Here is an 18,951-nt window from a genome sequence, read left to right as displayed (position 1 = left end):
ATGTCCGCAGGCATCTGGCACAACTGGCAAACCGGCGTGACCAGCAAACGCTCACTCATCGCCTACGACCACTAACACCAACTTCACGGAATCAATCATCTAGTTGAGCGAGCCTGGTGCGGTGCTCTTTCGCCGGAATTGTCGGTGCTGGATGCCATGATCTTCACGCCCGAGAACCCCTTGGGCTGGGTGGGTACCCGGCTGGGCAGCGTCGTTCCCGACTACGCTGCCCAGCGCCCATGCTCAGCTGCGGCGGGAACTGGTCTCCCTCCGTCCGCGAAAGGGAATCATGGAATCCAGTGGTTCCGCCTCTGCGCGGTGTCAGTTGCACTAGAGCTGTCATGAGGCCGCTCGACGCCTCGGACGCGCGCGAGGTCGGGCGGTACCGGTTGCTGGCGGAGCTGGGCCGGGGTGCCATGGGGCGGGTGCTGCTGGCGAGCGGCCCCGACGGGCGGTTGGTCGCGCTCAAACAGCTGCTCACTCCCCTGACCCACGACGAAGGATTCCGCGCCCGGTTCCGTCTGGAGGTCGCGGCCTCCCGGAAGGTCTCCGGCGCCTACACCGCCGCCGTGGTCGACGCCGACCCGGAAGCGGCCACCCCGTGGCTGGCCTCGGTGTTCACCCCCGGCCCGACACTTCAGGCCGCGGTCGACCTCCTCGACAGCGTCGAGCGGGAGCTGGTCTGTCCCATCGCGGTGGAACTGGAAGACCGAGCCGTCCTCGCCCACTCCGGCGGGCACCTCGAGACCGGAGCCCTGGAGCTGGCCGCTCTGGCCGAAGACGTCACCGTGTACGCCGACGCCGACACTTACTACGCCTCCCAGGACGACGACGGCCCGAAATTCGCCGCCGACCACTTCATCCCCTCGGGACTATTCCAGCCCGCGGACCCCACGCCCGGCTGGACGCCCTCCGCCCGCGCACTGTTCGCCGGCGAGGTCATCGAGGTCGAGAACCCCGTGAACACCGTTACCGGCATGGCATTCCATCGGATCCGGGTCCGCGCCATCGCCGCGATCGAACTCGACGTCGCCGTCGCGACCGCCGATCTCGAGAAATCACCCGAGCTCGGCAACATCGTGACCGGGACCTTCCTCCTGACCGGAAGGTTGGGCCTGGAGCCGACCGGCCCCGCGGAAAACCCGTCGAAGCGGCGGCGCTGGTTCCGGTGACAGCCCTGTTGGCGGTGCTTCCAGAAAGTGAACCCGAGGGGTCGTTCGGGGGGCGTTGGGAGGAGCGGTTGTGGCTGAACGTTCCCGGCCCCTTCTGAATTTACGGTTCGCGCCTGTGTGTGCGTTGCCGAAAGGGTCGCGAGTGGCGATTCGGATTATCGAGGGGTAAGGCAAACGTGGCGTGCAGTTCAGGTGTGCGCCGAATGTGGCATTGGGGACGCTGGATGTCACCAATGCCACATCGGGGGCATCCGGGGTTCGATGACTCGACGCCACGTCCTGAAGGGGACCTTCCCCGCATGCGATGCGACGAAAGCCCCCTTCACCCCGACCGACAAGCCACATTTGCCTTTCGGCCCAATAGAACCCGCATCGCCACTCACGACCACCTGGATCATCTCGGTTCCGGGCCCTTGCCCCTCTTGAAGTACGTGAAGGGGTGAAGGTCGAGCTTCCTCGGCTCAGCCGAGGGAAGGGGGCCTTCACGCGCGACTGGTGGCGATCCAGAAGGTAGTGAAGGCCTCCTTCCCTACCTTCAAGGTAGGGAAGGAGGCCTTCACGGACCAAGCGCCGACCTTGCAGAGAAAGAGCCCTAAGTCCACAAAGGACTGAGAAGGCTCACGCCGGAAGGACGTCCGCGATCGCCTGAATGACCTTCGCCGCGTGCTGGTCGAGATAGAAGTGCCCGCCGGAGTGCACGGTGAGCGAAAACCCGCCCGTGGTGTGCTTTTCCCAGTCGCGGGCCTCGTCGACGGTGACCTTCGGGTCACGGTCGCCGACGTGCGCGTGCACCGGCGTCGCCAGCGGCGGTCCCGGTTCCCAGCGGTACGTTTCGGCGGCGGTGTAGTCGGTGCGCAGTGCCGGAAGGACCATGCGCAGCAGCTCTTCGTCGTCGAAGATCTGCGAGTCGGTGCCGTTGAGCTCCTTCACCGCGCGGATCAGCGCGTCGTCGCCCTGCAGGTGGACGCGCTCGTCCCGGGCCCGGCTCGGGGCCACCCTGCCGGACGGGAACAACGCCACCGGAACGGTGCCCACGGCCTCCAGACGACGGGCTACCTCGAAACCGACGCTGGCCCCCATCGAGTGTCCGAAAAGGACGAACGGGCGGTCGACCCAGGGGCCGAGGGCGGCGACGACCGCGTCGGCGAGGGCGGGAACACTGGTGAAGCCCTTTTCCTGACGGCGATCCTGCCGTCCGGGGTACTGGATCGCGAGCACTTCCGCTTTACCCGCCAGCGTTTTCGACACCGGCATGAAGTAGCTCGCCGAGCCGCCCGCGTGCGGGAGGCAAATGACGCGCGCGGGTGCGGAGTCCCACGGGTGGAACCGGCGGACCCACAAGCCGGTGTCGTTTTCCTTGACAGACATAGGTTGCCCACTCCACGGCAGAGAGGCAGCGCGCCGCGCTGCCACGATTATCGGCTATTTCCCAGTTTCCCCAGTGGCTCACCATCGAGCTCCTTTCGCACCGTACCACAGGAATCCTTTGTTCCAAACGGATCTCGTCCAAGGCTCCGAATGAGGCCGAACAAACAGAAGGAGAATGCACCCTGACGAAAAGGCTTCGCGCGAGTCTGTGATTCCCGCGGACGGCTTGCGAATTCACGTCACCGGAGCCAGCGGACAGCGGGGTCGGCCCGGTAGGTGCAGGTCGAGCCGGTGGTGACGGTCTCACGCAGGTGGGTGGCCAGCGCGGGATGGCGGTCGTCGAGTTTGCGGAGTGTGTCACGGATGCGGGCGGTGACGGTCTTGCGAGCGCGTTCGGCTTCGTCGCCCAGCCGCCGGGATCGGCCGGAGAGTCCGGCGGCCGCGCGTAATTGGCCCAGCAACGCGTCGCGTTCCCTGTCGGCTTCGGCCGCGCGGAGGACATCTCCCCGTTCGGTCGCCTGGTCGATGAGCGCGTCGAGTTCGGCCAGCCGGGCCTTGTACCTCGACTTGGCCGTCTCGTCGAGGATCTCGTCCGCGCCGAGCAGCAGCCCCGGCACCATGCCACCGGAAAGCAGAACCGTGGCCGGCACGGCCGTCCCGGGTGCGCCGAGCAGGGTGTGCAGGTCTCGCAGCCCCTTGGTGGCGGGCATGTGGATGGTGCGGCCCGCGTAAGCCAGCTGCCAGACCTCGCCGGTGTGGCGGAACTCCGCGTCCGGCCGGTGGCCTGCCGCGCGGATCCGCCGGGCGCGCTCGGCGAGGCCGCGCATCCCGATCCGGGCCGCTTCTTCTTCGACCTCGTCCAGGAGGGTCAGACCGGCGTCGAGATCGCCTTCCGACCTCCTCGCCATCAGGGCGTTCGCCAACCCTGCCCTGGCTTCGAGGGACCAGGGCACCGCGGAGAGCAGGTCCGCCTGTCGGCGAGCCGCGCCGAACCCGGCGATCGCGGCGTCCCAGTCGCCACCCGCGGCGTCCAGCGCGGCCAGCCACAGTGCCACGGGCCCGCTGACATCGCCGCCGTGCAACGAAACCAGCCACAGCTCCTGGAACGGCCGGAGCCCGGCTCGCGCCCTCGCGCACAGCTCGGGGTCCCTCGTCGCGGCCGCGACCTGCGCCAGGAATCGCAGCCACAACGGCATCACCATGCGCGGGAACGGCTCGGGGCCCGCGGGCACTTCGGCGAGGAAACGCAGCGCGGAGTCGTGGTCCCCGGCCTCGACCGCCGTGATGGCTTCGATCAGCTGCGGGAACGGGTAGTCCCGCCTGCCGAGGGACCCGTGCAGCCGTGCGAGCTCGCCGAACCGGCCCTGCTGCAGCAGCAGGGCCCAGCGCAGGTGGTGAACCATGAACGCGGTGTGCCGGCCGCTCACCTCGTCGAGCAGTTCTTCGGCCTCGGCGAAGTGGCCGGCGAGGGCGGCGGCGATGCTGCGGTCGGCCAGTGCCACCGCGCCTGCCTCCGGCCCGCCGACGCTCGCGGCCAGCGCCACGAACCTGTCGAGATAGTCCGCGTAGCGAGGGTCTCCGAGCTCCAGCAGCGCCACCCAGCGCAGGTCGGTCGCGTACTGCTCCATTTCGGCGTCGGCGGTCCGGCGGGCGGTCACCGTCAGCTCCTCGGCCAGCCGTTCCCGTTCGAGCGCCGTGCCCGGCCCCCACAGGAGGTCGTGCTGCGCCGAAAGCCCGAACCCCAGTGCCTCGTCATCACCCTCCCGCCGGGCGAGACCGGTGATTCGTTCGGCGATCCCGTTCGCCAGCACCGCGGCCGCCGGCTGCCCGGGAAGATCACCGAACAATCTGCCGTGCGCCTCCGCGAGCAGTGCCTCATCCGCGCCGGGGCCGCGGTACAACGTGAGCGCGGCCCTGGCCATCAGCTCGGGATCGTCCAGCTTCCTGGCCAGTGTGGCGGCTTCCTGGAACACCTGCCACGCCGGGCCCTGCTCGCCTGCCAGCTGGAGTTCGTGCGCGAGGTCCAACGTGATCTTGACCCGCGCGCGCTGGTCGTCGACCAGTTCGAGTGCCCGCCGGTAGTGCCGCACCCGTTCCGCCGACGCGAGCTTGCGGCCGGGATCCCGGGCGGCGGACAGCAGGTACCGCAGTGCGCGCGCCCGGTCCAGCCGCTCTCCCGCGTGATGGACGTGGTGTGCCAGTTCGCCGGAAAACCTGCCCCCCGCCCAGCCGGGGACCCGTGTGTAGGCCTCGACCGCCGCCAAGTGCAGCCTGCCGATCTCGTCTTCACCGAGCTGGTCGCACAGCGTCTCCCTGACGACCCCGTGCACGAAGGAGAACTGGCCCTCCTGGCCGCTCACCAGCAGCCGTGCCCCGACCGCCGTGTCCAGCAGCCTCCCGATCCGGAGTGCCGGGTCACCGGTCATCGCGGGCAGCAGGTCGGACTGGAACTCCAGGCCGAGCACCGCCGCCGCCGACAGCGTCCGGACCACCGGTGGCGGCAGGCTCGCCAGACGAGCACGCACGGTCTCCATGATCCCCGGGGCGACCGAGGTTTCGGACCCGGTGCTCTGCCGGAACCGGATCGCCTGCTCGACGAAGGCGGGATTGCCGCCGGTCCGCCGGTGCAGGGCGGCGACCTGGCAGTCTTCCGGCGGCTCGCCGGTGAGCCGGGTCATCAGCTCGCCCACGTCCGCCCTGCTCAGGCCGGTCAGCGGGACGAGCGTCGCCCTGGCGGACAACGGTGCCAGCGCTGAGCCCGGCTCGGGGTCACGGCAGGCGGCCAGCAGCACCACCCGGTCGAAGGCCACGTGCCGGGCGACGAACTCCAGGACACGCAAAGCGTCGGGGCCGGCGTGCTCGAGATCGTCCAGCACGAGCAGCAGTGGCCTGTCCTGGGCCAGCGCGGCGATCCGGCTCACCAGTACGCCAGGATCGTCTCCGGCAACGGCCGGGGGCCCTGGCAGTGCCTGAAGCACGCGCTGCCACGGCCAGTGTCCGGCGGCCGGGCCCGGCCGCCAGCAGGAGACGGCGGCCACCAGGGCACCGGACTCCGCCGCCTCGGCGACCGCGGCCGCGAGCAGCGCTGTCTTGCCGATCCCCGCCTCGCCGGTGACCAGGACCAGGGCGCCGCGGTCGCTCGCGATCGCGGCGCGCAGCAGCCCGGCGGGCCCGGCACGCCCGATCAGGTTCGAGCTCATGACTTCAGGTGGGCTCTTGGGCGACGATCGCCGCCTGCACGCGCGACCGGAGCCCCAGCTTGCCGAGCACCTTCGAAACGTGCGTCTTCACCGTGGTCTCGGCGATGAACAGGCGGCCGGCGATCTGCGCGTTGGACAGCCCCTCGCCGAGGCAGTCGAACACCTCACGCTCACGCTCGGTGAGCTCGTCCAGGTTCACGGCGGGCGCCGGGACCGGCGGCGCGATGGACGCGAAGGTCGAGATCAGCTTGCGGGCGATCGTCGGCGACAGCACGCCCTCGCCGGTGGCCACCACCCGCACGGCGTCCACCAGCTTGGGGGCGTCGACCGACTTCAGCAGGTACCCACCGGCACCGGCGCGCAGCGCGTTGTAGACGTCCTCGTCGAGGTCGAAGGTGGTGAGGACGAGAACCTGGGCCAGCCCGTCCTCGACGATGCGCCGGGTGGCGGTGATGCCGTCGATCCCCGGCATGCGCAGGTCCATCAGCACCACGTCGGGGTTCAGTGCCTTGGCCTGGGCGATCGCCGCGGCGCCGTCCGCCGCTTCGCCGACCACCTCGATGCCGTCGGCGTCGTTGAGGATCATCGCGAGCCCGGCCCGGATGGCGCCGTAGTCGTCTGCGACGAGCACACGAATGGTCACCGGTGCACCTTTTCTGCGAACAACGCCTGTGAGTCGGGAAAATTTACCAGCCGGCGACCCACTGTCACCAGCCCATGGCCGGTGAATCCGCTCGACCGTGAACTCGCTTCGCCGGGCACGGCCCGGGACGCGGCCTAGTCCAGGCCGCCCACCGGCAGCACGGCCCTGACCAGCCAGCCGCGCGGCACGGGTCCGGCACTGAACGAGCCGCCGATCGCGATCGCGCGCTCGCGCATGCTCAACAGCCCGACGCCGCTGCCGCGGTGGGCCGCCCCGGCCAGTTCGTTGCTCACCTCCAGGGTGAGCGTGCCCTCGCTGTGCTGGATGGCCACCGAGGCCCGCGCCCCCGGCGCGTGCTTGATGGCGTTGGTCAGCGCCTCCTGCGCGATGCGGTAGGCGGCCAGGTCCACCGCGGCGGGCAGGGGGACGGCGGAGTGGCTCAGCGTGTTGTGGACGTCCACCCGCATGCCCGCCGCTCTGGCCGATTCGACCAGTTTCGACAGTTCCTTGAGCCGGGGCGGCGAGGTGCTCTCGTCGACGCCGCTGCCGTCCGCGCGCAGCAGCGTGATGATGGAGCGCATCTCCGTCAGCGCGCTGACGCTGTTTTCCCGGACCAGGGTGAGTACTTTGCGGGCACTGTCCGGGTCCTTGATGGACAGTGCGGCTTCGGACTGGATGGCGATGGCGGACAGGTGCCCGGCCACCACGTCGTGCAGATCCCTGGCCATCCGCGCCCGCTCGGCCACCACGTCCGCCTTGCGGTCCAGATCGGCGATCCTTGCCAGCTGCGCCGAAACCGCCCGTTCGGACTCGGCCATGACCCGGTGCTGGCGGATGTTCGCCGCCCACCACACCGGAATCACGATGAACGGCGCGCAGGCGACCACCACGAAGATGGCCAGCCGCCAGTTCGGGACCATTGTCAGCGCCACGACCGTGCCCACCAAGGTGCCCAGCACGGCGAGGGTGGTCACCACCCGGCCGACCCGTGGCGAGCTGTAGAGCACCGCGCAGTACAGGTGATCGCCCAGCGCGATCAGGATCGGCGCGGACATGCCCATCGCGACGTCCCCGCTCAACGGGATCAGGGCCAGGCACAGGCCGATCACCGGAGCGCGGCGGCGGAGCAGCTGGAATCCGCACATCAACGCCAGCACCGCGATGCGCAGCCAGATCGGGGCGGAACCCTGGTCGAGCACCGGGTAGATACCGGTGCAGTACAACACCGTGCCACCACAGAAGTACCCCAGGACGATCAGCTGATCCTGGTGTTTTCTGGGGAGACGGTGGAAAGCCGCCATGACGACCGAAGACACCAGACCATGAGAGCACACGCTCATACGCCACACATCCTCCTAAGTGATGAGCGGTGGCACCGGCCCGGGTTTTGGGTCACGGGCCCAGATCCACGGGTGAGATCCGGTCGAAGACGTCGCCGGGGCCGGGATTGCCGGGCGGGGTCCGGCCGCCGAGGTGGTTCAGCACTCCCCACACCGCGTTGAGCGCCGTGGTGACCGCGCCCTCGGCGAACCCCGCGGTCCAGGAGATGTCGTCGCCGCACAGGAACAGCCCGCGGTGCTCCGGGGCCAGATCCCGTTGCCGGAAGTGGGTGAAGAGCCGTCGTTGATACCGGTAGTGGCCGGGCAGGTTGGACTTGAACGCGCCCATGAACCGCGGCTCGGTCTCCCAGGTGATAGCCAGCGGCGGGCCCACGATGTGCGAGCGGATGTCCACTCCGGGGTAGATCGCCGCGAGTTTGCCCAGCAACAGGTCCAGCCGCTCCTCGGCGGACAGCGTGGCGAACTTCAGTGAGTCGTCGTTCCAGGTGTAGGACAGGCACATCACCCCTGGCTCGTCCGGCCCCCGGTCGAACAGGTAGACCCCGCGGGGCATCCGGTCGGTCAGCGTCATGCCCATGGTCTCCCGGCCTGTCTCCGGGTCGAGATCACGCCAGAACGGCCGGTCGGTCAGCACGAACAGTTTGGACGCGCCCATGTAGTGCGTGCGCTCCACGGCGACCCAGTGCTCGTCGGGCAGCAGGCCGGGGTCGGTGTCGATCCGGTTGAGCAGCGTCCACACGTGCGGGCTGAAGACCACCGCCGGGTACTGCCGTACGGCGCCCGTCGCGTCTTCGACCCGGAAGCCGTCGCCGTCGCGGGCAAGGCGGGTCACCGCGGGATAGGGGGTGCCGCCGTCGTGCAGCCCCGCCAGCGAGGTGCCTTCCGGCCAATGCGCGAGCCGCTCGGCGGGATGCGCCCACAGCCCGCGCGGCACCTGCTGGGCGCCGTCGAGAATGCTCACCTGGTCCTCGTCGGCCTTGGTGTAGACCACCCGGAGGATCTCGATGACGGAGTTGGGGAAGTCCGTGTCCCAGCCGCCCGTCCCGAAACCGACCTGGCCGAACAGCTCCCGGTGCCGGAACGACTGGAAAGCCGGGGTGCTGGCCAGGAATCCGTAGAACGACAGGTCGTCGAACTCCCGCACCAACCGGTCCCACAGCGCCTTGATCACCGGCACGTCACGCCGGGCGATCGCGTCCTGCATGGTCGCCAGCGCGGCTCGTTCCTGCAGTGCCTTCGCCCAGGCGTCACTGACTTCCTGGTACTCGGCGGGCAGGTCCTCGGCGGTGCCCGCCCACTGGCGCCCGCCATGCAGGTTGATCAAGGTGGCGGGGGTCTGCGGCGCGAGCGGGTTCGGGAACGGCGCGGTGCACAGCCCGAGCTTGTCGATGTAGTGGAACAGCGACGCGGCCGAAGCCGGGAACCGCATCGCGCCCATTTCCGCGAAATACCCGGGGTGGTCGGGAAAGGGCACCGAACGCATCCGGCCGCCGAGTTGCTCGGCCTCGTAGACGTGCGGACGCAGGCCGAGGCGCATCAGTTCGTACGCGGCGGTGATGCCGGACATGCCGCCGCCGATCACCGCGACCGGGGTGCCGTGGCGATGCGACGGCAGCGAACCCAGCCCGTCCGGGTGGCGAAGCCATTCGTCGTAGCCGAACGGGAAGTCCGGGACCAGCATGGTCGGCACGTCAGGGGTGGCCAGAGACATCGGTCGGCAACCTCTCGACGGAGTTCACTGGGAATTCGCGGGACGGTTCGTTCCTGCCCCTTCGACCCGCGAACGCCGACAGTATTTCCGCGCCTTCCGGGCGAACAACCCCTGCCACCCCCGCACCGGACGATCAGGGGTGGATAGGGGCCCGCTTCCCGCGTCACGCCTCCCCTAAGTACGTGAAGGGCCCCCTGCCTACCCTGAAGGTAGTGAAGGAGGCCTTCACCACCTTCGTGATCGCCCCAGGGACCCCAGCAGTCACAGCGGCTGCGCGTGAAGGCCCCCTTCCCTCAGCTCAGCCGAGGAAACTCGACCTTCACGTACTTCAACCGAACCGTAGTGGTCACTGCGGCCCTAAGTGGCGACGACAGTCAGAGCCAACAGTGTCTTAGGTACCTGTGGGTCGGGCGGTTTCGCCGGATGGGTCGTGAACCGACGCCTCACGCACGGTGCCGGGCCCGCCCCAACGTCATTCGCGGCGGTTGTACAACCGCATGCTGATCGTGCCGAAAACCAGGGTGATGGCGGCGGAAAAGGCCACTGTGGACAGAATCCAGCCGCCGGGGAACTGACCGGCCATCAGGCCGCGCACGGCGGAGACCACGTGCGTGATCGGGTTCGCGTTCACCACGGCCCGCACCGCGCCCGGCATGGTCGCCGGGTCCACGTAGACGTTGCTCAGGAACGTGCCGGGCATGACCACCACCATGCTCACGCTCATCACCGACTTCTCCGAGCGCAGCAGGAGCCCGAACATGGTCCAGATCCAGGAAAACGCGAAGGAGAACAGCAGCAATAGAGCGATCGCGGCGAGCACCCCGAGCACGCCCGCCGGGCGGAACCCCATCACCAGGCCCAGCAGCAGGATGGTCACCGAAGCCGCCGAATACCGCACGGCGTCGCCGAGCAGCGCGCCGACCAGCGCCGCGGGCCGCCACACCGGCAGCGTCCTGATCCGGTCGAACACCCCGTCCTTGATGTCGCCGTTCACCCCGGTGCCGGTGTACATGGTGATCATCACGACGCTGGTGACCAGCACCCCCGGCAGCAGGAACTGCAGGTAGTCCGCGGTGGACCCGGCCAGCGCGCCGCCGAACAGGTAGGTGAACATCAGCGTCATCAGCACCGGGAACGCGGTCACGTCGAAGATCTGCTCGGGGATGTGCTTGAGCTTGAGCATCGACCGCCAGCCGAAGGTGAGCGAAGCCGACCAGGCACTGGGCCGGGAAGGTGCGTCGCCTTCGTCGAGCACGGATACCAGCGTGGACTCGGTCATACGCCCGTCTCCTGTCCCGCGGTGCGCTCGGTGAGCGCGAGGAAGACCTGGTCGAGGCTGGGCCTGCCCAGGGTGAAACTGTCCACCCGGACCCCGGCGCCGTCGAGTTCGGCGAGGACAGCGGAAGCCTGTTTCTCCGCTCCCGCGACAGCCACCAGCGCGCTGAGGACCAGCGGATCAGGATCGGGCTCGACGCGGGCGGACAGCACCCGCGCGAGCACCGCCTCGGCGGTGTGGCGATCGGCGGGATCGCACAGTCGCAGGTGGACGGTGCCTGCCCCGGCGGAGGCTTTGAGCTCCCCCGGCGTGCCTTCGGCCACCACGCGCCCGTGGTCGATCACCGCGATGCGCGAGGCCAGCCTGTCGGCCTCCTCCAGGTACTGCGTGGTCAGCAGCACCGTCGTGCCCTGTCCGACGATCGTGCGGACGATGTCCCACACCTGGACCCGGCTGCGCGGATCGAGCCCGGTGGTGGGCTCGTCGAGCACCAGGAGGTCGGGGGTGCGGATGATGCTGGCCGCGATGTCGAGACGGCGGCGCATCCCGCCGGAGTAGGTCTTGACCTGCCTGCCCGCGGCTTCGTCGAGCCCGAAGGCCGCCAGCAGACGCCCGGCGCGCCGGCGCGCCGCCGCCTTGCCGTGGCCGAGCAACCTGGCCAGCATCACCAGGTTCTCCTCCCCGGTGAGCACGTCGTCCACCGACGCGTACTGGCCGGTGAGGCTGATCCTGGCGCGCACGGCGTCCGGTTCGGCGCTCACGTCGTGCCCGAAGACGCGGGCCGTGCCGCCGCCCGGACGCGACAGGGTGGCCAGCACCTTCACCGCGGTCGTCTTGCCCGCGCCGTTGGGCCCGAGCACCCCGTAGACGATGCCGGGTGGCACCGTCAGGTCCAGCCCGTCCAGTGCCCGGTGGGCGCCGAAGGTCTTCGTCAGCCCGATGGTTTCGATCGCCGGGCAGTCCCGGCCCCCGCCTGGGGTTCTGTTCTTCTCCGCGGTACTCGCCGTCATACCCTGAAGGCGCGAGATCGGGCGGTCCCGGCCGCGAGATCCGATCTAGCGGCGAAACCTCCTCCGAAGTGATGAGCCTGTCGGTACTCTCGAAGGATTTGCCCGAGGCCGTGCCGTTCTATGGTTCCTACAAGGAATTCACCGTCGCCGGCCGAGCGCCGACGGCAGCACCGAGGAGCACACGATGATCGAATTGATCGGAATCCTGTTCGTCGTCCAGGGAATCGGCGGCCTGATCAACAACCTGCAGACCGACAGCGGCAAGAGCTGGTTCCTGGTCAACCACATCGAGGCGCTGAACGGGTTCGAGATCCCGATCAGCATCGTGCTGATCGTGGTCGGCGGCATCATGGCCGGCGGCAAGTACCTGCTCAAGGAGAAGGACAAGTACCTGCGCCGCAACAAGGACCGGTAACCCGCACGGACAGCGCACTCGAATACCCGGGGAGGGGTAAAAGTGGACTCGCCGTCAACGACGGGCAGTGGCTGGCCGTACCCGGTCGATCCGGATTCGGCTCCGCCGCGCAAGTCCGGTCCGATCAGCCTGCACCGCAACGACAACCAGCCCGCGTACGTGGGCATACCGACGTTCATGAGCCTGCCGGTCTGTCTGACGCCGGAGGACCTGGTGGCCGGGCAGGTGGACGTGGCGGTGCTCGGCGCCCCGGTGGACACCTCCACCGGACACCGCGGTGCCGCGTTCGGCCCGCGAGCGCTGCGGGCGGACGAGCGGTACCTGTTCAACAACACCGCCGACCTGGTCAACTCCAGTACGCGGGTGAAACCGTTCACCGAGTTGACGGTGGTGGACTACGGGGACGCCGCGGTGGACCTGTGGAGCATCGAGAACACCGAACGCACGGTGGGTCAGGTCGTCGGCGAGGTGGTCGCGGCGGGCGCGGTGCCGGTGATCATGGGTGGTGACCACTCGGTCATGGTGCCCAGTGTCCGCGCGCTGGCCGAGAAGTACGGCAACGGGAAACTGGCCGTAGTGCACTTCGACGCGCATCCCGACTGTCACGAAGAGATCTACGGGCACACGAAGACCCACGCCACCACCATCTGGCGGCTGGTCCACGAGTTGGGCATCCCCGGGCGGAACATCGTGCAAGCCGGTATCCGCACACCGGGGTCACCGGACAACCAGCTGTTCAACTGGATGCGCAAACAGGGCATCCACACCCACTTCATGGCCGAGATCGAGCGGATCGGCCTGTCGGCCGTGGTGGACAAGGTGATCGACGAGGCCACCGAACACGCCGACGTCGTCTACGTCTCGCTCGACATCGACGTGGTGGACCCGGCGTACGCCCCGGGCACCGGAACCCCGGAGCCCGGCGGCCTGACCAGCCGCGAAATCCTCACCACCTTCCGCAGGCTGTGCCACGAGATGCCGGTGGCCGGGCTGGACGTGGTGGAGGTGGCACCGCATCTCGACCCGGGCTACCTCACCGCGACGCTCGCCCGCCGGGTGATCCTGGAGTCGATCAGCGGACTGGCCATGCGCAAGACGGGCATCAGCTCCCGCAACTATCTGCACCCGGTCGCCTCGGGTGAGATCCCCTTCGCCCGTAAGGGCTGACGAGCGGGTCCCCGGGGACGCGCAGGCCGTGCTGGACGTCCGGCACGGCCTGCGCGACGCCCGCGTCCGGTGGGTTCCCGGATACCCCCCAGCCCGGTTACCCCACCGGACGCGGGTCTGTACTCCGGCGCGGGTTCTCCCCCGGTCCGCTCCGGTTCTCCGAATGACAACGGGAGGGCGGCCTGTCCGCAGGTCGCCCTCCCGTTGTCATTCCGGCGCTATCAGCTTTCGAGTTCCGCGACGACCCAGTCGCTGATGGCGCGTGCGGTGTCCGCCGCGCCGTTCTCCATGATCCCGAAGTGGTTTCCCGGGATGTCCATTGTGGAATGCGGCAGCGGCCAGGTCGCCTGCCCGCCCGCGCCCAGCGGCTCGGTGGCACGCACGAGCAGGGTGGGCGCCGAGATCGGCTCCGGGGTCCACGCCAGGTTGAAGTAGCGGCCCATCGCGGTCAGCCAGGCCTCGCCCCAGGCGTCGTCGGCGGTGCGGTCCCGGTCGATCAGGCCCTGCCAGGTGTCGGCGATCGAGTCCCCGATCGTCGCGAGGTCCAGCTGGGAGTAGGTGTCCAGCAGGATCACCGCCGACGGGCGGACACCCTCGTTCTCCAGCCGTCGCGCCAGCGCGTGCGCGATGACCCCGCCGGACGAGTAGCCGACCAGGACGAACGGCTCCTCGCCGACCCGCGCCGCGATGGCCGCGGAGTGCACGTCGAGCAGCGCCTCGGCGTCGGCGGGCAAGGGCTCCCCGGTGAGGAAACCCAGTAGCGGCAACACGAACAGGTCTCGCTCGGCGCGGAGCTCGGCGGCGAACCGGGAGTACTGCTGGGGGCCGGTCTTGCCGACGAACGGCGGCACGCACACGAGCCGCGTCGGTGCCGGCCCCTCCGCGAGCCGCACCGCTTCCGGGAGCGACGGCAGGTCCTTCGCGCAGCCGAACGTCGGCAAGAAGGTGCCCGCGGTGTTCAGCAGCGCGATGAACTCGTCGATCCGGCCCAGTTCGCCCGCCCGCTCGTAGAGTGCGCTGAGCGTGCCGGCGGGCTGTGCCGGGGTCGTCTCGGCCCGCTCTCCCACCAGGGTGAGCAGGTGCCGGGCCAGTTCGACCGGGGTGCCGAACTCGAACACCGCGGTCGAGCGCACCGGGCACCCGATCCCCGCCGTGAGCCGCTTGGCCAGGTCGACCGCCGTGAGCGAGTCGAACCCGGCCTCCAGCAGCCGAGCGCCGGGTTCGACCGCGGTCGCGTCCGGGTGACCCAGCACCGCGGCCACCACGGCCCGCACCTGGTCGACCACAAAGGACAGCCGTTCACCGGCGGGCAGCGCCCCGAGCCCGGCGGCGATGCCCGCCTCGGACTCGACGGACTCCTCGGCCACGGCAGTGGCCTCGGTCAGTTCGGCCAGCAGACGGCTCGGCCTGGTGGCGGTGAACACCGGGGAGAACACCGACCAGTCCATGTCGGTCACCGTCAGCGTGGTTTCGCCGCGGTCGAGTGCCTGTGCCAGTGCGCGGACGGCGAGTTCGGGCGCCATCGGGCGGACCCCGCGCCGCAGCATCGCGGCCCTGTACGGCCCGACGGCGAGCCCGTCGCCGTCCCAGCCGCCCCAGGCGACCGAAGTCGCGGCCAGGCCGCGGGCAACGCGGCGCTCGGCCAGTGCGTCGAGCGCCGCGTTGCTCGCGGCGTAGGCGCCCTGCCGGATCCCGCCCCATACGCCCGCGCCCGAGGAGAACAGCACGAAGGCGTCGAGCGGGCTGCCCGCGGTGAGTTCGTCGAGCAGCTCGGCACCGGTCACCTTGCCGTCGAACACCTCCGCGAGCAGCTCCGGGGTCGTCTCGTCGAGCGGGACGGAGGGCGCGATCCCGGCGGTGTGGACGACGGCGGACAACGGCGGCAGCACGTCGAGCAGGTCGGCCAGCGAGCCGCGGTCGGCCGCCTCGCAGGCCACGATGGTGACCTTGGCGCCCAGGGCGCTCAGCTCGGCTTCGAGCTCGGCGGCTCCCGGCGCCTGCGGGCCCCGCCTGCTGGTGAGCACCAGGTGATCGGCGCCGCCTGCCGCGAGCCAGCGCGCGACGTGCCCGCCGAGCGCGCCGGTGCCACCGGTGATCAGGACGGTCCCCCGCGGCTGCCACTGCGACTCGGGTTCGTCCCCTGCGGGCGCGCGGACCAGACGGCGACCGAAGACCCCGTTGGCCCGCACGGCGAGCTGGTCCTCGTCGCCGGCGCCGGCGAGCACGTCCACGAGCAGGCCGGGCACCCGGTCGCCGAGCACCGGGGGAAGGTCGGCGACGCCGCCCCACCGTCCCGGGTATTCGAGCGCCGCGCTCAGTGCGAGCCCCCACACCGTGGCCTGGCCGGGATCCGGGGCCGTGTCCGCGGCGCCGGTCGCGACCGCGGCCTTCGTGCAGAGCCAAAGCGGGGCCGTGTGCCCGGCGTCGCCGAGTGCCTGGACGACGACCAGCCCGGCGAGCGCCCGGCGCCCTGGCAGGCGTTCCGGCCCGAAGGCCAGCAGCGACAGCACGCCGTCGAACCCCGGCAGCTCCGAAAGCCGCGCGGCCAGCGTCTCGCGCCGCAGGTCACCGGCGGTCACACCCAGCTCGTGCACCCGGGCTCCCCGGTCGCCGAGTGCCCGCACCACGGCGGCCACGTCGTCATCGGGCGCCTCCGGTACGAGCACCAGCCAGTCGCCGGTGAGCGGGGTGTTCGTGCCGAGCCCGACCGCCCGCCACTCCACCCGGTATCGCCATGAGTCCACAGTGGACATTTCGGCCCGTTGCCGGTACCAGCCGGACAACGCGGGCAGCACCGCGCCCAGCGCCTCCTGGTCGGGGGCGTCGATCAGCTGGGCCAGCTCGGTCAGGTCCTCGTCACCGACCAGTTCCCAGAAGCGGCCGCCGACCGGGTCCGCCGCGGCGGGCGCCGGGTCCGCCTGACGGATGTTCCAGTAGTGGCGGCGCTGGAAGGCGTACGTGGGCAAGGGAATCCGCCGGGATTCCGCCCCCGCGAAGGCCACCGGCCAGTCGATCTCGGTGCCGGCGGCGAAAGCCTCGCCGAGCGAGACGAGGAACTGCCGCATCCCGCCGTGCTCACGGCGCAGGGAACCCACGATGGCGATCCGCTCCGCGCCCTCGTGCTCGGCGATCGCGTGCACGGCGTTGCGCAGCACCGGATGCGGGGCGGCTTCGACCACCAGGTCGTACCCGTCGGAGATCAGCCCGCGCAGTGCCGGTTCGAACAGCACCGGCTGCCGCATGTTCCGGTACCAGTAGGCGGCGGTCAGCTCCGCCGGGTCGAGCCGGGCGCCGGTGACCGTGGAGTGGAAGGCCACCTCGGCCTGCCGGGGGCGGACCGGGGCCAGCTCCCGCAGGATCCGCTCCCGCAGGACTTCGACCTGGGGCGAGTGCCCGGCGCCCGGCGTGCCGGGGATGCGCCGGGACCGCACCCGGCGCTGTTCGCACAGGGCCAGCAGTTCCTCCAGCTGGGCCACGTTCCCGGCGACCGTGCACAACGCCGGACCGTTCACCGCGGCGACGGTGAGCCCTTCCCAGCGTTCGATCAGGGCGGAGACCTCGGCGTGCGGGAGCGAAACCGAAGCCATCCCGCCCTGTCCGCTGATTTCCAGCAAGGCGCGCGATCGCAGGGCGACGATACGGGCGGCGTCGTCGAGGGTGAGCGCGCCGGCGACGTACGCGGCGGCGATCTCGCCCTGCGAGTGCCCGATCACGGCGTCCGGCCGGACACCGTGGGAGCGCCACAGTTCGGCCAGCGACACCATCATCGTGAACAGCACCGGCTGCACCACGTCCAGCCGGTCCGTCGAGGCGGCGCCCTCTTCCTCCCGGATCACCGCCGCCACGGAAAAGTCCACATAGGACGCGAAGGCGGCGTCACAGGTCCGCACGCTTTCGGCGAAGACCGCGGAGTCCGCGTACAGCTTCGCGCCCATCCCCGGCCACTGCGAGCCCTGGCCGGGGAAGACGAACACCGTCCGGCCCCCGGCGCGCACCGGGCTCCCCTGCGCGGCGCCGTCCGGTCGCCCACCCTCGGCGAGCACGCCGAGCTGGACCGAGAACTCCTTCAGCGTGTCCGCGGCCAGCACCGCGCGATGGGTGAAACGGCTGCGCGTGGTCAGCAGGGAATGCCCGACGTCGGCCGGGTCCAGCTCGGGTTCGGCGTCGACGTGCGCGCGCAGCCGGGCGGCCTGCGCGCGCAGCCCGGCCGAGGACTTGGCCGACAGCACCCACGGCACCGTCGCGACCGGGCCGGATTCGGCCGCGGGGGACGGCGTACCGGCGGGCGCCTGCTCGATGATCAGGTGCGCGTTGGTGCCGCTGAGCCCGAACGAGGACACCCCCGCGCGACGCGGGCGGCCGGTCTCCGGCCAGGGCATGGCCTCGGTGAGCACCTCGACGGCGCCGGTGGACCAGTCCACGTGCGGGGTCGGCTCGGTCACGTGCAGGGTCCGCGGCACCAGGCCGTGCCGCATCGCCTGCACCATCTTGATCACCCCGGCCACGCCGGCGGCGGCCTGGCTGTGGCCGATGTTGGACTTGATGGAGCCCAGGCGCAGCGGCCGGTCCGCGGGACGGCCCTGGCCCAGCGTGGCCAGCAGGGCGGTGGCCTCGATCGGGTCGCCCAGTGAGGTGCCGGTGCCGTGCGCCTCCACCGCGTCCACGTCCGAGGCCGTCAGCCTGGCGGAGGTGAGCGCGTCGCGGATGACCCGCTGCTGGGCGGCGACGCTCGGCGCGGTCAGGCCGTTGCTGGCGCCGTCCTGGTTGAGCGCGCTTCCGCGCAGCACCGCCAGCACCTCGTGGCCGTTGCGCTCGGCGTCGGACAGCAGTTCCAGCGTCAGCAGCCCCGCCCCCTCCGCGAAGGCGGTGCCGTCGGCTCCCGCGCCGAACGCCTTGCAGCGTGACTCCGCGGCGGCGGCGTCGAGACCCTTGGCGTCGACGAACACGGCGAGCGAGGCGAGCACGGTGACCCCGCCGGCGAGCGCGAGCTCGCACTCACCGCGTCGCAGCGCCTGCATCGCCAGGTGCAGCGCGACCAGGGACGACGAACAGGCGGTGTCGATGGTCAGCGCCGGGCCCTCGAGTCCCAGCGTGTAGGCCACCCGGCCGGACAGGACGCTCGGCGCCGTCCCGGTGAGCACGTAGCCCTCGGCCTCCGGCGCGACACCGTCGCCGTCGAGGCCGTAGCCCGACGTGGTGCCGCCGACGAACACGCCGGTGCGGCTGCCCCGCAACGCCGCCGGGTCGAACCCGCCGCGTTCCAGCGCCTCCCAGGCCAGTTCCAGCAGGACCCGCTGCTGCGGGTCCATGGTCAGCGCCTCACGCGGGCTGATCCCGAAGAACGCGGCGTCGAAGTGCCCCGCGTCGTCGATGAACCCGCCTTCGCCGTCGACGGCGTCCCAGCCGCGGTCGGCGGGCAGCGGGGTGATCGCGTCGACCTCGTCCGCCACCAGCCGCCACAGCTCCTCCGGCGAATTCGCCCCGCCCGGGTACCGGCACGCCATGGACACCACGGCGACCGGCTCCCCGGCGGCCGCCTCGGCCGTCCGCAGCCGCTCACGCGTGTCGTGCAGATCCGCGGTGACCCGCTTCAGGTAGTCGAGAAGTTTCTGCTCAGTGCTCATGGCTGTGCTCGTTTCTCCGCCGGTG

At 70.5% G+C, this 18,951-nt stretch carries 11 protein-coding genes; 3 read left to right on the top strand and 8 right to left on the bottom strand.

Annotated features, from left to right (window positions below; translation table 11 throughout):
* Positions 1-341: 341 nt before the first annotated feature.
* Entirely contained in the window at positions 342-1,172 is an 831-nt protein-coding gene (locus tag ACFOSH_RS39135) for a hypothetical protein (RefSeq protein ID WP_378245968.1), read from the top strand.
* Positions 1,173-1,790: 618 nt separating this feature from the next.
* Here ACFOSH_RS39135 and ACFOSH_RS39130 read toward each other — a convergent pair.
* The 7 genes from ACFOSH_RS39130 to ACFOSH_RS39100 all read right to left on the bottom strand — a co-directional run bounded on the left by ACFOSH_RS39130 (position 1,791) and on the right by ACFOSH_RS39100 (position 11,720).
* A complete protein-coding gene (locus tag ACFOSH_RS39130; protein ID WP_378245966.1) occupies positions 1,791-2,540 on the bottom strand; it encodes a thioesterase II family protein in 750 nt (249 codons plus the stop codon).
* A 239-nt stretch (positions 2,541-2,779) separates the two neighbouring features.
* Complete coding sequence (locus ACFOSH_RS39125) at positions 2,780-5,740, bottom strand: AAA family ATPase (RefSeq protein ID WP_378245964.1); 2,961 nt, start codon at positions 5,738-5,740, stop codon at positions 2,780-2,782.
* A 4-nt stretch (positions 5,741-5,744) separates the two neighbouring features.
* The gene (locus ACFOSH_RS39120) at positions 5,745-6,383 is read right to left on the bottom strand and encodes a response regulator (protein WP_378245962.1); all 639 of its coding nucleotides are present in this window, start codon (positions 6,381-6,383) and stop codon (positions 5,745-5,747) included.
* Between the two features lie 134 nt (positions 6,384-6,517).
* On the bottom strand, positions 6,518-7,684 hold the full coding sequence (locus tag ACFOSH_RS39115) for a sensor histidine kinase (protein WP_378245972.1): 1,167 nt from the start codon (positions 7,682-7,684) through the stop codon (positions 6,518-6,520).
* A gap of 91 nt (positions 7,685-7,775) precedes the next feature.
* Positions 7,776-9,434, bottom strand: a complete 1,659-nt coding sequence (locus tag ACFOSH_RS39110; protein ID WP_378245960.1) for a flavin monoamine oxidase family protein — start codon at positions 9,432-9,434, stop codon at positions 7,776-7,778.
* Positions 9,435-9,906: 472 nt separating this feature from the next.
* On the bottom strand, positions 9,907-10,713 hold the full coding sequence (locus ACFOSH_RS39105; protein ID WP_378245958.1) for an ABC transporter permease: 807 nt from the start codon (positions 10,711-10,713) through the stop codon (positions 9,907-9,909).
* Complete coding sequence (locus tag ACFOSH_RS39100) at positions 10,710-11,720, bottom strand: ATP-binding cassette domain-containing protein (protein ID WP_378245956.1); 1,011 nt, start codon at positions 11,718-11,720, stop codon at positions 10,710-10,712. Before ACFOSH_RS39100 ends, ACFOSH_RS39105 begins: the two co-directional genes overlap by 4 nt.
* Before the next feature lie 184 nt (positions 11,721-11,904).
* Between ACFOSH_RS39100 and ACFOSH_RS39095 the strand changes: the two genes are divergently transcribed.
* Complete coding sequence (locus ACFOSH_RS39095; RefSeq protein WP_378245954.1) at positions 11,905-12,135, top strand: hypothetical protein; 231 nt, start codon at positions 11,905-11,907, stop codon at positions 12,133-12,135.
* A gap of 42 nt (positions 12,136-12,177) precedes the next feature.
* Positions 12,178-13,302, top strand: a complete 1,125-nt coding sequence (locus ACFOSH_RS39090; protein WP_378245952.1) for an agmatinase family protein — start codon at positions 12,178-12,180, stop codon at positions 13,300-13,302.
* 221 nt (positions 13,303-13,523) lie between these two features.
* Here the strand turns inward: ACFOSH_RS39090 and ACFOSH_RS39085 are convergent, their stop codons facing one another.
* A complete protein-coding gene (locus tag ACFOSH_RS39085; RefSeq protein ID WP_449224209.1) occupies positions 13,524-18,926 on the bottom strand; it encodes a type I polyketide synthase in 5,403 nt (1,800 codons plus the stop codon).
* Positions 18,927-18,951: the final 25 nt, after the last annotated feature.

Source organism: Amycolatopsis speibonae (genome assembly GCF_042647925.1).
GTDB lineage: Bacteria > Actinomycetota > Actinomycetes > Mycobacteriales > Pseudonocardiaceae > Amycolatopsis > Amycolatopsis speibonae.
Note: the sequence above shows the minus strand (reverse complement) of the source record. Positions and strands in the feature narration are given on the sequence as shown.

Coding starts and splice junctions, on each gene's coding strand:
- ACFOSH_RS39135 (WP_378245968.1), top strand. CDS start 342: ATGAGGCCGCTCGACGCCTCGGACGCGCGCGAGGTCGGGCGGTACCGG.
- ACFOSH_RS39115 (WP_378245972.1), bottom strand. CDS start 7,684: ATGGCGGCTTTCCACCGTCTCCCCAGAAAACACCAGGATCAGCTGATC.
- ACFOSH_RS39105 (WP_378245958.1), bottom strand. CDS start 10,713: ATGACCGAGTCCACGCTGGTATCCGTGCTCGACGAAGGCGACGCACCT.
- ACFOSH_RS39130 (WP_378245966.1), bottom strand. CDS start 2,540: ATGTCTGTCAAGGAAAACGACACCGGCTTGTGGGTCCGCCGGTTCCAC.
- ACFOSH_RS39110 (WP_378245960.1), bottom strand. CDS start 9,434: ATGTCTCTGGCCACCCCTGACGTGCCGACCATGCTGGTCCCGGACTTC.
- ACFOSH_RS39100 (WP_378245956.1), bottom strand. CDS start 11,720: ATGACGGCGAGTACCGCGGAGAAGAACAGAACCCCAGGCGGGGGCCGG.
- ACFOSH_RS39095 (WP_378245954.1), top strand. CDS start 11,905: ATGATCGAATTGATCGGAATCCTGTTCGTCGTCCAGGGAATCGGCGGC.
- ACFOSH_RS39125 (WP_378245964.1), bottom strand. CDS start 5,740: ATGAGCTCGAACCTGATCGGGCGTGCCGGGCCCGCCGGGCTGCTGCGC.
- ACFOSH_RS39085 (WP_449224209.1), bottom strand. CDS start 18,926: ATGAGCACTGAGCAGAAACTTCTCGACTACCTGAAGCGGGTCACCGCG.